The sequence below is a fragment of the Treponema sp. TIM-1 genome (assembly GCF_046533115.1).
Classification (GTDB): Bacteria; Spirochaetota; Spirochaetia; order Treponematales; family Breznakiellaceae; genus JAIRMO01.
Window position 1 is genome coordinate 1 of sequence record NZ_JAJQRC010000010.1, and the last position, 13,274, is coordinate 13,274.

The following is a 13,274-nucleotide window of genomic DNA, read 5'->3' on the forward strand; positions in this document are numbered from 1 at the left end:
TAGGAAATAAAGGGGTCAACAAATTTTTTAATGGGCACCCCAATCTGGGGGGTTCCCCCCCCCCCCCCCCTGCTGGCCACTGGCAAATACCATAATACCGGTTAAAAGCATGACCATCGTTAGTAAAAACAATTTCTTCATATTGTTTCTCCTTTAAAGTTAGTTTATCTTATTTTATCCTATTCTTCCCATTTGTCAAGAAGCAATTGGGGCTGTTTCAGGGCCAGCGCGTTAAAACGGCTCAATTACTCCCTTTTTCCCCGTATTGATCACCGGCTCCGTTGAAACAGCCGGGTATTTTGATTATGATGTACCCTATGGTGCGCGATTTTCTTAAAATAGCCTTTACCGTGCTTATTGTCATGGATCCCATCGGGATTATTCCCCAATATCTATCCCTTACCGCCCCCTTCGATAAAAAAACCCGGAACGCTATCGTTAAAAAATCAATATTGATCGCCGCTTTGGTGCTGCTGGTCTTTTTATTGGGAGGAAAATTCCTCCTTGATTTTTTCGGCATCACCCCCGGCGCTTTTTATATTTCCGGGGGGATCCTCTTTTTTCTTATCGCTGTGGAAATGATCTACAGCAAACCGGAACTCCGCAAAATACCCGCGCAAGAGGGCAGCTCCGTGGCGCTTTTTCCCCTGGCAATACCCTTTATTGCCGGTCCCGGTTTGTTGACGGTGATCATCATGTTCATGTCCACCGGGCATAACTGGTTCTACTCCGTCTCACTGCTCTTTCCCGCCCTGGTCTTCGGGCTGCTTTGTACCTATTTGGCCCTTCGGGGGAGTGTTTTAATCATGAGCTTCCTCAGTACCATGGGTATATTTGTCATAGAAAAAATCATGGGCCTTATATTGGCCGGGTTCGCGGTGCAGTTTATCTATACCGGGCTCGTGACCATGGGGATCCTCGCCGGCAGTCCCTAACGGATGCGGCGGTTCCCCGATCCGATGGTACGGCGGTATCATACTTTTAAAGCCGATTCCGGTGTAACCATAAATTCGTTTATGTTTTTAATTTATGGGGAAGGTTTTTCAAAAATCTGGGTTTTGAAACCGGCTTATTCGGCATAGGGAGGTTTCTATGCGGTCCGTTTTCCTGGGTATTTTTTTTCTATGGGTATCCATATCTCCGGCGGTCTGTGCGGAAGGGACCGACTCCCCGCCCCTTATTTTAACCCTGGAGACGGCGGTGGAGCGGGCGGTCGCCCAGAGTATCAGCCTGCAAATTAACGCCATTGACCTTCAAACCGCCAAAAAAGAGGCAAGTACCCTCTGGGCCCAATTTTTTCCCAGCCTTACCGTCGGGGCGGGGGTGAGTTACGCCGCCAGCCCCCTCGCCGAACGGGCCGGCCAAGCCTCGTCCAGGGACCCGTTTACCTATACCCTGAATTTCAGGGCCTCCATCAGCCTGAATGAACGGATCCTTACCACCCTGGAACGGATCAAACTGTTGTATCAGAGCCGGCTTTTCAGCTATGAACAGGCCCGGCAGCAGATAGAAATCCAGGTGAGCCGGACGTTTTACCAGCTGCTTGCCCAGCGGGAGAATATTTCCATCCGGGAAGAGGTACTGCGTCTGGCGGAGTTACAGCTCGAAAAAAACCGTATCTCCTTTGAGAACGGTTTTATCAGCAACCTGGTCTACCTGCAAAGCCAGCTCAGCGCGGAAACGGAAAAACTCAACCTGAACCGGGCCCGGACCGAATATAATTCTTCGTTACGGGAATTTCTCATGCTTCTGGGGTATGATCAAAATACCGGGATCCGGCTGGAGGGGACCATCGAAGTGAGCCCCTTTGCGGCGGACCCGGAAGAGCTGATCCGGGAGTACCTTCCCAAGCGGCCGGATATCATAAGCCAGCGCCAGAAGATCGAACAACTGGAAAATACCCGGACCCAAACCTTCCTTAGTTCCCGGGGGCCTTCGATAAACCTCTCCGCTTCCTATGACGGGAATTATTTCCGGGAATTTACCGATAATCTTAGTGGAAGCGTCACCGTGGCAATCCCCCTGGACGGTTGGATTCCGGGAACCGTGAAGGATCAGGCCCTCCGGTCCGCCCGGGCGGAGGTGGAAAAGGCCAAATTGGAACTAAAAAACATTGAAGATACCGCCCGGACCGGTATCCGTTCCATTTCGGCCCAGCTCCGGGATTCCTGGACCGGCATCGAGATAGCCCGGCTCCGGGTGGAGATAGCCGAACGGACCTATGAGTTGACCGAAGAGGGTTTCCGGAACGGAACCGTGGAATTACTTACCCTGGAAGATACCAGAAACCGTATGGCCGAAGCCAGGCAGCAGCTTTTAACCGATGAATTGACCTATCAAACCATGATCCTGGATCTGGCCGCCGCCCTTAATATCGATTGGAGGGAGTTTTTGAGGAGCAGGGGGTGAAAAACACCAAAGCGTCCAAGGCGATAACGGTGATTATCATTTTTGTTATGATCATCATCGCTGGCTTAATCTTTTTTACCTATAGAAACCGGATCCTGTTAGCGGACGGCGGGAGCGCGGCTCCGGCGGCGCAAAGCCCCCCAAGGGGCGCCCAGGGTACGCCGGGGGGCGCCGGGCAGGGTGGCCCGGGGATGGCGGCCGGCCGGAACGCCACCGCGGTACGGGTTGCCCCGGTGAGCCGGGGAACCATAGAGAAATATCTCGTGGTTAACGGGGACGTGATTATGCGGACCCAGGTTTCGATCTTTCCCACTGTGGGGGGGAAGCTCACCGAAATCCGGCTTCAGCCGGGGGATACGGTCTGGAAGGGTCAAACCGTCGCCATGGTGGATCCCTCCCGGCCCGGGGAAGTTTATTCCCAAAGCCCGGTGGTTTCTACCATTACCGGGACGATCCTCCAGGCCCCGGTTAATCCCGGGGACACCGTCTCGGTCCAAACCCCCATATACCTGGTGGGGGATCCCCACAGCCTAGTGGTGGAAACCTTTATCCCGGAACGGTTCGCCACCGTCATCCGCCGGGGCCTGGAAGCCCAGACCACCTTTGAGGCCATGAGCGGGGAGATCTTCCCCGCCTCGGTGGATGAGGTAAGCCCCATGCTGGATCCCGCCAGCAGAACCTTGAAGATACGGCTCCGCTTTAACCGGGAGGATCCCCGGATCAAGGCGGGGATGTTTGTAACCCTCAGCCTGGTGACCGAGTCGGCCACGGATATTCTGGTTATCCCCCGGGAAGCGGTGATCAATACCTACGGGTCCTGGATCGTTTTTGTGGTGGGTGAAGACAACCGGGCGGAACGGCGGGAAATAACCCTGGGGCTGGAAAATGAAACCCTGGTGGAAGTGACCTCCGGGGCGGTCCTGGGGGAAAAGGTAGTGATTGCGGGTCAGAACTTCCTTACCGATAAAGATCCGGTCAGGATCCTCGACTAGGAGAAACGGTGAATATCCCCAAATATTCGGTAAAACGGCCGGTCACCATCGTGGTCCTCTACGCCCTGGCTATGGGGGTAGCCGCCACCCTGGTCCCGAACCTGGCGGTGGACCTCTTCCCCTCCACCACGCGGCCGGTGTTATCGGTGTATACCTCCTTTCCCGGGGCGGGGCCCACCGATGTGGAGCGGAATGTTACCGATCCCCTGGAAAAGGTCCTGGCCTCTTCCCAGGGGCTTACGGAGATGACCTCCAATTCTTCTTTTGAATCCAGTTTTATCAACCTCAATTTTGCCTACGGTACCGATATGGACAAGGCCATGACCGACGCCCAGACCCTGGTGAGTCGTCTTGCCAATTCCCTCCCCGACGGAGCGGGAAGTCCCGTGGTACGACGCTTCGATATGTCCGCCATGCCCATCATGCGCCTGGTGGTCCGGGGGAATTACCCTCCGGATCAGCTCCGGATCTTCGCGGAAGACGAGATCCAGGCGGGCATAGAACGGATCGAGGGGGTGGCCGCCGCAGATGTTACCGGGGGTACCACCCAGATCGTCAAGGTGGCGGTGGCCCTGAACCGTCTGGCGGCCTTTGATCTGACCCTAAGCGATATCACCGGCGCCCTGCGGGGGCAGAATATCCTTTCCTCCGGGGGCAGCCTGACCCGGGGGGTCCGGGAATACCAGCTCCTTACCCGGCAGGAACTCACCGCCATCGATCATATAAAACGGCTGGTGGTTAAGACGGTGGCGCTTCCGTCGGAAAATTCCGCCCTTGGGCAGGTGAACCGTTCCCAGGTGGTGCGCCTGGAGGATGTGGCCGATGTGACCCTGGCCTACAATGACAATTCCGCCCGGGTCTACGTGAACGGCCAAAGCGGGGTCTATATCCAGGTTACCAGTGAAAGCGACAGTAACTCCGTCCAGGTGGCGAACCGGGTCAGGAACGCCCTGGAGGGGATCAACGCGGAACTTCCCCGGGGGATAACCCTGGAGGTCCTCTCGGACAACACCTCCCTGATCAACGCCACCCTGAACCAGGTCTATTCCAACGCCTTCCAGGGGGCCCTTCTGGCCATGCTGATCCTCTTTGTGTTTTTGCGAAACATTAAGGGGACCCTGGTCATCGGCCTTTCCATCCCCGTATCGATCCTCCTCACCCTGATGTTCATGTCGGTCTTCGGCTTTTCCCTGAACCTCCTCACCATGACCGGGCTGATCCTGGGCTTGGGGATGACCGTGGACGCCTCCATCGTGATCCTGGAAAACGTCCACAACTACCGGGAACGGGGGGCCAAGCCGGAGATCGCCGCTATCCTGGGGAGCCAGGAGATGACCCGGGCGATTGTTACCTCCACCACCACCACCCTCTGCGTTTTCGTGCCCCTGATTATCTACAAAAACGATCTGGAAATGATGGGCCAGCTTTTTAACGACCTGATCTTTACCGTGGTGATCTCCCTCTCCTGTTCCCTGGCGGTGGCGGTTACCCTGGTGCCCAGCCTCTGCGGTCCCATCCTCAAGCTCGATACCCGGCGGCAAAAACCCCTGAAACTGAGGCTGCTGCGAAAAATCGACGGGGTTATGGAGGGCTTCTTCCGGGCCTTGGACAACGGGTATAGAATCGCCCTGGATTACTGTCTGGACCACCGCTTACTGGTGCTGGGCCTGGTCCTTCTCATCCTGGGCCATTCCCTTTTGCAGTTCTCCGGCATCGGGATGAACATGTTCATCCGCAGCAGGACCGACGATTCGGTGAACATCAGTATCGCCATGCCCCAGGGGACGGTAATCGAGGCCACCGAAAAGGTGGTGACCGCCCTGGAGGATATTATCCGGGAAGAAATCGAAGGATACCGGAACCTCATCATCACCGCCCGGCGGGGGGGCCGCACCCAGGGGAGCATCCAGATCACCCTCCCCCCTCCGGCGGAACAGATCGATACCCCCACGCGGATCATCGAAAAACTCACCCCCCATATTTCAAACTTCCCCGGCAGCGAGATCACCTTCCGGGCGGGCCGGAGCATGGGGAGTACCTCGGCGGTGGAAATCGCCGTCAGCTCCCGGGACGCCGATGCCATCATGGCAAGCGCCGAGGAAATCCGGAACATCATGATCCGGTATTTGCCGGAGATTGAAAACCCCACGGTAAACCTGGACGAAGGGGCCCCCCAGCTTCAGATCGATATAGACCGGGAACGGGCCGCGGCCCTGGGGGTCTCCCCTTCGGCGGTGGCCTCCGAGATCAGGACCGCCATGAACGGCGCCACCGCCACCAGTATCTCCCAGGGGGATAAACTTATCAATGTGGAGGTGATGCTCCGGGACCGGGACCAGGTGGGGCTCCCCAATCTGGACGCTATTTTTGTGATGAGCCGCAGCGGAAAGCGGATCCCCATCGCCAATTTCGCCCGGATCGTGGAAAACCGTTCCCCTTCCTCTATACGCCGGGAAAATCAGGAACGGGTGGTCCGGATCTCGGGGGATCTGTCCCAGGGCCTGGCGGTTACGGAGATGGAAAAACAGCTGGAAGCCACGGTGGAACAGTACCTTATCCCCCGGGAGGGGGTTACGGTACATTACCTGGGGGAGGCCCGGGAAATTGAGACCTATAACCGCCGCTTCCTCTTTATCATCGCCGCGGCGGTGTTCCTGGTATTCGGGGTTATGGCCAGCCAGTTTGAATCCTTCGTGGACCCCCTGATCATCTTCTTTTCCATACCTCTCCTCTTTATCGGGGTGATCTGGATCTACAAGATCGGCGGGGAGGCCATGTCCATGTTCTCCATGGTGGGGGTGGTGGCCCTGGTGGGGGTGGTGGTGAACAACGGTATCGTCCTGGTGGATTATACCAATACCCTCCGGGCCCGGGGTATGCTGGTCCGGGATGCCTGTCTGGAAGCGGGCAGGAACCGGCTGCGGCCCATCCTGATGACCAGCCTGACCACCATCCTGGGGATGTTCCCCATCGCCTTTTTCCCCGGCGCCGGGGCGGATACCATCCAGCCCATAGGCAAAACCTTTGTGGGGGGCCTTACGGTGAGTTCCCTGATGACCCTTTTTGTCACCCCGGTGATGTATTCGATCCTCAATTCGCGGCGGGATAAGCGGAGGAAAGTGAGCAGGGATACATGAAAGAGGGAGGAACGGAGCGTAAGGTGAAGGCGGCGATTGTGGGCCTGGGGAGGATCGGGAGTCTTTTGGAGGAGGATCCGCTGAGGGAGAAGCCCTGTACCCATGCGGGGGCCCTCGCAGCAAACCCGGATTGTGTCCTCGTGGCGGGAGCCGATACCGACGGGGAGCGGAGGTGGCGCTTTGGGAAGCGCTGGGACTGCCCGGTTTATGCCGACGCGGAAACCATGTTGAAGGAAACTTCCCCGGATATCCTCCACATCGCCACCCACCCGGACAGCCACGGGTATTACTGTGCCCTGGCCGCGGCTTATCATATCCCGGTGGCGGTCTGCGAAAAACCCCTGGCAGATACCCTGGGGGACGCCCGGAAAATCGCCGCCCTCCACCGCGGCGGGAAAATCAAGATCATCACCAACCATGAACGGCGTTATGCCGCCGACTACGACCGGGCCCGGACCATTCTGGAAGAAGGCCGCCTGGGGAGGGTCCTCTGTGTAAACGCCCGGCTCTGTATGGGAAAAAACCGCCGGCTCCTGGATGTACTCTGGCATGACGGAACCCACCTGGCGGACGCCCTGATGTTTTTAAGCGGCGGCCGGCTGCGGCATAAAAAGGCCTGGGGGGCCCGTCTTTCCGGCAGGACCGGGACGGCCTTCCTCCTGGGGTCCCTGCAGGGGCCGGGGGCTGCTCCCGAAAGCCCGGCGGGTTCCTTTCAGGGGAATATCCCCGTTCTTTTTGAGGTGGGGGCGGAACGGGATCACCTGATCTTTGAACTGGAATTTTCCTGCGAAGGGGGACGCCTCCGCATCGGCAACGGCCTCTTTGAGGTCTGGGAAAGCGGCCCCAGCCCCTATGCGGAGGGGTTCCGATCCCTCATCAAAACCGAAGGGGCCTTTACGGGCCCCACCGGCTACTTTGCCAACATGGTGAAAGACGCGGTCCGCTGTGTCCGGGAAAGCGCCCATGAACCCCTTTCCAGCGCGGCCGACGGTCTTGCGGTGATCCGTTACCTCAGATCCATTCGGGCCTGGATTTAGCCCTTAGGCCCTATTACCGGAGGATCCGTCATGATCAGGGTTCTCCAATTTTTTGCGTAATACCCCTATCTGCCTTTGTACCTCCCCAGGCGCGGGTCCTCCGGGGAGTTTTCGGGCGGCCACACAGGATGCGGGGCTCAGGGCTTGGTACACATCGGCCTCAAAAAGTTTTGACCGGGCTTTGAGTTCCGGGAGGCTCCGCTCGACGATACTCCGCTGGCCCCCCTGGATACAATCCCGAACCAGGAGGGCGGCGGTCTCGTGGGCCTTCCTGAAGGGAAGGCCCCGGCGGACGAGGTATTCCGCCGCATCGGTGGCCTCCAGGAAGCCCCCGATACAGGCCGCTTCCATCCGCTCCCGGTTAAAAACGAGGGTTTCCATCATCCCCCGAAACATCCTCAGACAGACCCTGACCGTGTCCAGGCTGTCAAAGAGGCTTTCCTTGTCCTCCTGGAGATCCTTATCATAGGCATAGGGGAGTCCCTTGAGGAGGGTGAGGAGGGTAACCAGGTTCCCCGTGGTCCGCCCCGCCTTGCCCCGGATAAGCTCGGCAAAATCGGGGTTTTTTTTCTGGGGCATAATGGAAGAACCGGTACTCCAGGATTCGGCCAGGTTGATAAACTTAAATTCCTCGCTGGCCCAGATAACCACGTCTTCGCAGAACCGGGAAAGATGGATCATGGTGATGGCGCAGGCGGCACTGAGTTCCAGGGCAAAGTCCCGGTCCGCCACAGAGTCCATGGCATTGAGGGTCGGCCGGGCAAAGCCCAGGGCTTTTGCCGTGGCCTCCCGATCCAAGGGAAGGCCGGAACCCGCCAGGGCCCCCGCCCCCAGGGGACACTCGTCCAGCCGGGTGAGGGCGTCGAAAAAGCGGCTCCGGTCCCGCTCCAGGGCCGTGCCCCAGGCGGTCAGGTGGTGCCCCGCCGTCACCGGCTGGGCCCGCTGGAGGTGGGTATAACCGGGCATGACCGCCGCGGCCTGCTCCTCCGCCCGATCCAGCAGGGCCCGGATGGTCCCGGTAAGTTCCCCGACAAGTTCCGGCACGGTCCGTTTCAGATAGAGGCGGAGATCCACCGCCACCTGGTCGTTCCGGCTCCGGCCCGCATGGACCATCCGGCCCGCGTCCCCCAGCCGGTCCGTGAGAAGGCCCTCGATAAAGGAGTGAATATCCTCCGCCCCCGGGTCCACGGTGAGGGTTCCCGCCTCAAGTTCCCCGGCAATCCGGGCAAGTTCCCTGTCCAGGGCCGCCGCGGTTTCTGCCGGGATGATCCCCCGCTGCCCGAGCATGATCACATGGGCCCGGCTTCCGGCAATATCATCCCGGGCAAGCCGGCGGTCCACGTTTATGGAGGCCTGGAACGCAAAGGCTTCCGCTTCGGGCTTTTCTTCCAGCCGTCCCCCCCAGAGCACCTGCGGGGGAGGAGTGGTATGTGGTGTGTTCCCGTTATCCTTCAAAAATACCCCTTGGCCCCATTTCCGGCATAGCACGATCCGAGCCGATTTCAACCCCCGCCGGGTTTGGGGACCAGCTCTATTAAACCCAAATCCGGAGAAAAATTCAATGTACCGGAGTCTTTTGCCGCAATGCAACCGGTTGGATTGGAAGGCGGCTAGGGACCTACCCCGCGGTCCCCTTGGACTTGGCGTCGATGGAAGTGTCCGGTGGAGTTTTCAGGGCGGCTTTACCGGTATGGCCCTTGGGGCTGTTTTTCCGCCCCTTCCCCTTTTCCATCATGGCCCGGACCAGCACGGGGAGGCCGTAGAGCCGGATAAAACCTTTGGCGTCGGCGTGGTTGTAGAGTTCCCCGGTGGCGAAACTGGCGATGCTGGCGTTGTAGAGGGAATAGGGTGAGACGGCCCCCGCGGCGGATAGGGCGCCCTTGTAGAGTTTGAGCCGCACCGTGCCGGTTACGGTCCGCTGGGTAACATCCACAAAGGCGGAAATGCTTTCCCGAAGGGGGGTAAACCACAGGCCCCCGTAGATCAACTCCCCCATTTTCAGGGCGGCCTGCTGTTTGAAGGCATAAGTCTGCCGGTCAAGGCAGAGGTACTCCAGTTCCCGGTGGGCATAGTAGAGGATACTGCCCCCGGGGGTTTCATAAATCCCCCGACTTTTCATGCCCACCACCCGGTTTTCCACCAGGTCAACGATTCCCACCCCATGGGCGCCGCCGATTTTATTCAGGGTTTTGATCAGGCTCACCCCGTCCAGCCTGCGGCCGTTCACCCCGACGGGGATCCCCTTTTCAAACTCAATTTCCACATATTCGGCCTTGCCGGGGGCCTTTTCCGGGGGAACCGATATTTCCAGCATATTCCCCAGCAGGGGCTCGTTGGCGGGGTCTTCCAGCTCCAGGCCCTCATGGGAGATGTGCCAGAGGTTGTCGTCCCGGCTGTAGGATTGTTTCTTTTTCATGGGGACCGGGATCTTCCGTTTTTCCAGGTATTCGATCTCTTCCTCCCGGCTTTTGATATCCCAGGTCCGCCAGGGGGCGATGATCTCCAGGTCCGGGGCAAAGGCCATGATCCCCAGATCGAACCGGACCTGGTCATTCCCCTTGCCGGTGGCCCCGTGGGCTATGGCTACGGCTTTTTCCTTCCGGGCCTGGTCCACCAGGACCTTGGCAATGAGGGGCCGGGCAGTGGAGGTCCCCAAGAGGTACTTATCCTCGTAGACCGCGTTAGCCTTAAGGGCGGGCCACACATAGTTCTCTACATACTCCTGTTTTACATCGACCACCACACAGGAAACCGCCCCGGTATCCAGGGCCCGCTGCTTAATGGTTTGCCAATCCGCCTCCTGCCCCACATCCACACAAACCGCCGCGATATCGCAGTCGTAGTTTTCTTTGAGCCAGGGGATGATCACCGTGGTATCCAAGCCGCCCGAATAGGCGAGAACAATTTTCTTTTTCATAACAACTCCGGATTTATGGTTAGAAGCTTCCTCTCCGCCAGCATATAGTGGGAAAGCCGTAATTTGCAAGTACCGGGGAAATGTATTAACTTTTAATAGGGAAACCGCTTGAGGAGAAATTTTATGGATGATGAAGAGATCCGGGGGGTAACCTTACACCACAAATTCCATCATTGGCAGCTTATGTCGGGAACCACCATCAAAGTTATCGGTATTATCCTCATGACCCTGGATCACCTGCACCAAATGTTTATTGCCCAGGGGGCGCCCGATTGGCTCAACTGGTTCGGCCGTCCGGTGGCCTCCCTATTTCTTTTTCTCTGTGCCGAAGGCTTTTATTATACCCGAAACAAAAAACGGTATCTGGCGCAGCTGCTCATCGGGTTCTTGTTCATGTCCGTTATGAACAGGCTCCTTTCCCGGTATCTGTACCTTGAAGACATCGCCCTGATCAACAATATCTTTGGCACCCTCCTGCTGGCAGCTTTTTATATGGCGATGATCGACCTTATCCGTGAGGGGATCAGGGAAAAACAGGGAGGGAAAATAACCCTTGCCCTGGGAGGGATGTTATTCCCCGCGCTTATCGCGATGGCCCTGCTTTTTGCCCTTAACCGTGCGGACCGGACCATCCTTTTGATCCTGCTTTTTATCCCCAATCTTCTCTCGGTGGAAGGCGGTTTTATACTGGTCCTGATGGGGGTGCTTTTTTATATTTTGCGGAGGTACCGCTTCGCCCAGGCCGGGGTGGTCTTGGTCATCGGCCTTATCTCGGCCTTTACCGCCGTTCCCGGGAATTTCCAGTGGCTCATGGTTACCGCTATTTTACCCATCCTCCTCTACAATGGGCAGCGGGGCCGGGGGGGAAAATACTTCTTCTATATCTTTTATCCGGCCCACATATATCTGTTTTATATTATCGCCTGGCTGTTAACCATGCAAAATCCCGGATTTTGAAGCCCGCTGCCTAGTTGTAATAAATTTATTTTTTTATTATATTAAAAGCAGGACTAGTTTTAAATTGGTTGGTTTTAAAAAAATGGTCTTAAAACCGGATTTTTCCGCAGATCTTACGAAAAATTATGACTTAGGTTCAAAATACGGAGGAAGGGATGAGTAAGGGTGTACAAATAACCGCCGCAAATTTTGAAGGGGAGGTATTACAATCCCCTATTCCCGTACTGGTTGATTTTTGGGCTGCCTGGTGTACCCCGTGTAAAATGATCAGTCCCCTGTTGGATCAGCTTGGGGAAAATTATGAGGGACGCCTGAAAGTAGGAAAGGTTAACGTGGATGAGGAAAACGACCTGGCGGTGCGGCACAACGTCGTATCCATCCCAACCCTGGTGGTCTATAAGGCCGGACAGATCGTCCGGCAGCAAGCCGGCGCCCTGCCGAAACATGAATTGGAAAATCTGGTGAAGGACCTAGTTTAGCCTTCATGATACGGCCGGTACGGAGTGCCGACGCGGCGGCGATATGCGATATCTATAATTATTATGTCGAACATACGGTCATCACCTTTGATGAAACCCCCATAGGGGTCGAAGCCATGGAGGACCGTATCCGGGAGATCGCCGTCCGTTTCCCCTGGTTTGTCTGGGAAGAAGGGGGGGTAATTTTTGGTTACGCCTATCTTCACCAGTGGAAGGAGCGGCGGGCCTACCGTTTTTCCACGGAAGACTCCATCTATATAAAACAGGGCTTCCAGGGAAAGGGGATGGGGAAACAACTCCTTATCCGGCTCTTGGAGGAGATAAAAAACGCCGGTATTCATACGGTGGTGGCGGGAATAACCATTCCCAATGAAAAAAGCATCGGCCTCCATGAAAAATTCGGCTTTAAAAAAATAGCCCAATTTCCGGAAATCGGGTATAAACTGGGGAAATGGCTGGATGTGGGGTATTGGGAACTGATCCTGCCTAACGCGCCCGGGGGGAATATTCCATGATCATAGGCATAGATATAGGCAGTACCACCACCAAGGCGGTGGCCATCGAGCCTAACGGGGTAATGAAAAAGATCAAGACCAAGGCGGTGGACGTGGTTACCTCCGCTACCGGCGCTTTCGGCAAAATTATTGTCGAAAACGATATCAAAATGAATGAAATCAGAAAAATTGTGGTAACCGGCGTCGGGGCCTCCAAGATTAAAAACAACCTCTTCGGAATTCCCACGGATAAAATAGATGAATTCACCGCCATCGGCATTGGGGGTATGTTTCTCGCCAAAAAGGACAATATCATCATCGCCAATATCGGCACCGGTACGGCCTTTATCGAAGCCCAAAAGGATAAAATATCCCACCTGGGGGGAACCGGAGTCGGTGGCGGAACCGTCCTGGGGCTGGCAAAAAAATTACTGATGCTCTCCCATTTTAACGGGATCATGGAACTGGCGGAACAGGGGAATATCAACCAGGTGGATCTGCTCCTGGAGGATATTATGGACCGGGATATCAGTTTTTTGCATAAGGAAACCACGGCCTCCAACTTTGGAAAGATGTTGGATTCCGCAAAAAATGAGGATATTGCCCTGGGGCTCCTGAATTTGATGTACCAGGTGGTGGGGATGATCTCCGTGTTCGCGGCAAAAAGCAAAAATATCGATCGGGTCCTGGTGACGGGCAGCGGCAGTGATAACGCCATCGGAAAGAAAATTCTTGCCGGCATTACCGCGATGTACGGCGTACAGTTCGAATACCCCCAGGACGCGGAATACACCACCGCTATCGGAGCCGCCCTGTCGGTCCGGTGAGGCTCCCCGCGGAGCTTGTTTTCGG

The 13,274-nt window shown here is 56.6% G+C and carries 11 protein-coding genes; 9 read left to right on the forward strand and 2 right to left on the reverse strand.

Annotation, left to right across the window (positions count from 1 at the left end; translation table 11 throughout):
* Positions 1-317: 317 nt before the first annotated feature.
* From LQZ21_RS06045 to LQZ21_RS06065, 5 genes are all read left to right on the forward strand, one after another.
* Positions 318-935 (forward strand): MarC family protein, encoded by a 618-nt coding sequence (locus LQZ21_RS06045; RefSeq protein WP_411043342.1) that lies wholly within the window; start codon positions 318-320, stop codon positions 933-935.
* Between the two features lie 157 nt (positions 936-1,092).
* Positions 1,093-2,409 carry a TolC family protein gene (locus LQZ21_RS06050; RefSeq protein WP_411043343.1) on the forward strand — a complete coding sequence of 439 codons (1,317 nt, stop codon included), beginning with the start codon at positions 1,093-1,095 and terminating at the stop codon, positions 2,407-2,409.
* Positions 2,406-3,401, forward strand: a complete 996-nt coding sequence (locus LQZ21_RS06055; protein ID WP_411043344.1) for an efflux RND transporter periplasmic adaptor subunit — start codon at positions 2,406-2,408, stop codon at positions 3,399-3,401. Before LQZ21_RS06050 ends, LQZ21_RS06055 begins: the two co-directional genes overlap by 4 nt.
* A gap of 8 nt (positions 3,402-3,409) precedes the next feature.
* Positions 3,410-6,538: an efflux RND transporter permease subunit gene (locus LQZ21_RS06060; protein WP_411043345.1), complete on the forward strand. Its 3,129-nt coding sequence runs from the start codon at positions 3,410-3,412 to the stop codon at positions 6,536-6,538.
* Positions 6,535-7,575: a Gfo/Idh/MocA family protein gene (locus tag LQZ21_RS06065; protein ID WP_411043346.1), complete on the forward strand. Its 1,041-nt coding sequence runs from the start codon at positions 6,535-6,537 to the stop codon at positions 7,573-7,575. Before LQZ21_RS06060 ends, LQZ21_RS06065 begins: the two co-directional genes overlap by 4 nt.
* A 3-nt stretch (positions 7,576-7,578) precedes the next feature.
* On the opposite strand, the gene argH is transcribed toward LQZ21_RS06065, so the two are convergent.
* Both argH and LQZ21_RS06075 read right to left on the reverse strand, forming a co-directional pair.
* Positions 7,579-9,030 (reverse strand): argininosuccinate lyase, encoded by a 1,452-nt coding sequence (gene argH / locus LQZ21_RS06070; RefSeq protein WP_411043347.1) that lies wholly within the window; start codon positions 9,028-9,030, stop codon positions 7,579-7,581.
* A gap of 163 nt (positions 9,031-9,193) precedes the next feature.
* On the reverse strand, positions 9,194-10,492 hold the full coding sequence (locus LQZ21_RS06075; protein ID WP_411043348.1) for an argininosuccinate synthase: 1,299 nt from the start codon (positions 10,490-10,492) through the stop codon (positions 9,194-9,196).
* A gap of 123 nt (positions 10,493-10,615) precedes the next feature.
* On the opposite strand from LQZ21_RS06075, the gene LQZ21_RS06080 reads away from it, so the two are divergent.
* The 4 genes from LQZ21_RS06080 (at position 10,616) to LQZ21_RS06095 (ending at position 13,249) form a co-directional block, all read left to right on the forward strand.
* On the forward strand, positions 10,616-11,449 hold the full coding sequence (locus LQZ21_RS06080) for a TraX family protein (RefSeq protein WP_411043349.1): 834 nt from the start codon (positions 10,616-10,618) through the stop codon (positions 11,447-11,449).
* A 155-nt stretch (positions 11,450-11,604) separates the two neighbouring features.
* Positions 11,605-11,928, forward strand: a complete 324-nt coding sequence (trxA, locus tag LQZ21_RS06085) for a thioredoxin (protein ID WP_411043350.1) — start codon at positions 11,605-11,607, stop codon at positions 11,926-11,928.
* A gap of 5 nt (positions 11,929-11,933) precedes the next feature.
* On the forward strand, positions 11,934-12,443 hold the full coding sequence (locus LQZ21_RS06090; RefSeq protein WP_411043351.1) for a GNAT family N-acetyltransferase: 510 nt from the start codon (positions 11,934-11,936) through the stop codon (positions 12,441-12,443).
* Complete coding sequence (locus tag LQZ21_RS06095) at positions 12,440-13,249, forward strand: pantothenate kinase (protein WP_411043352.1); 810 nt, start codon at positions 12,440-12,442, stop codon at positions 13,247-13,249. Before LQZ21_RS06090 ends, LQZ21_RS06095 begins: the two co-directional genes overlap by 4 nt.
* Positions 13,250-13,274 lie beyond the last annotated feature (25 nt).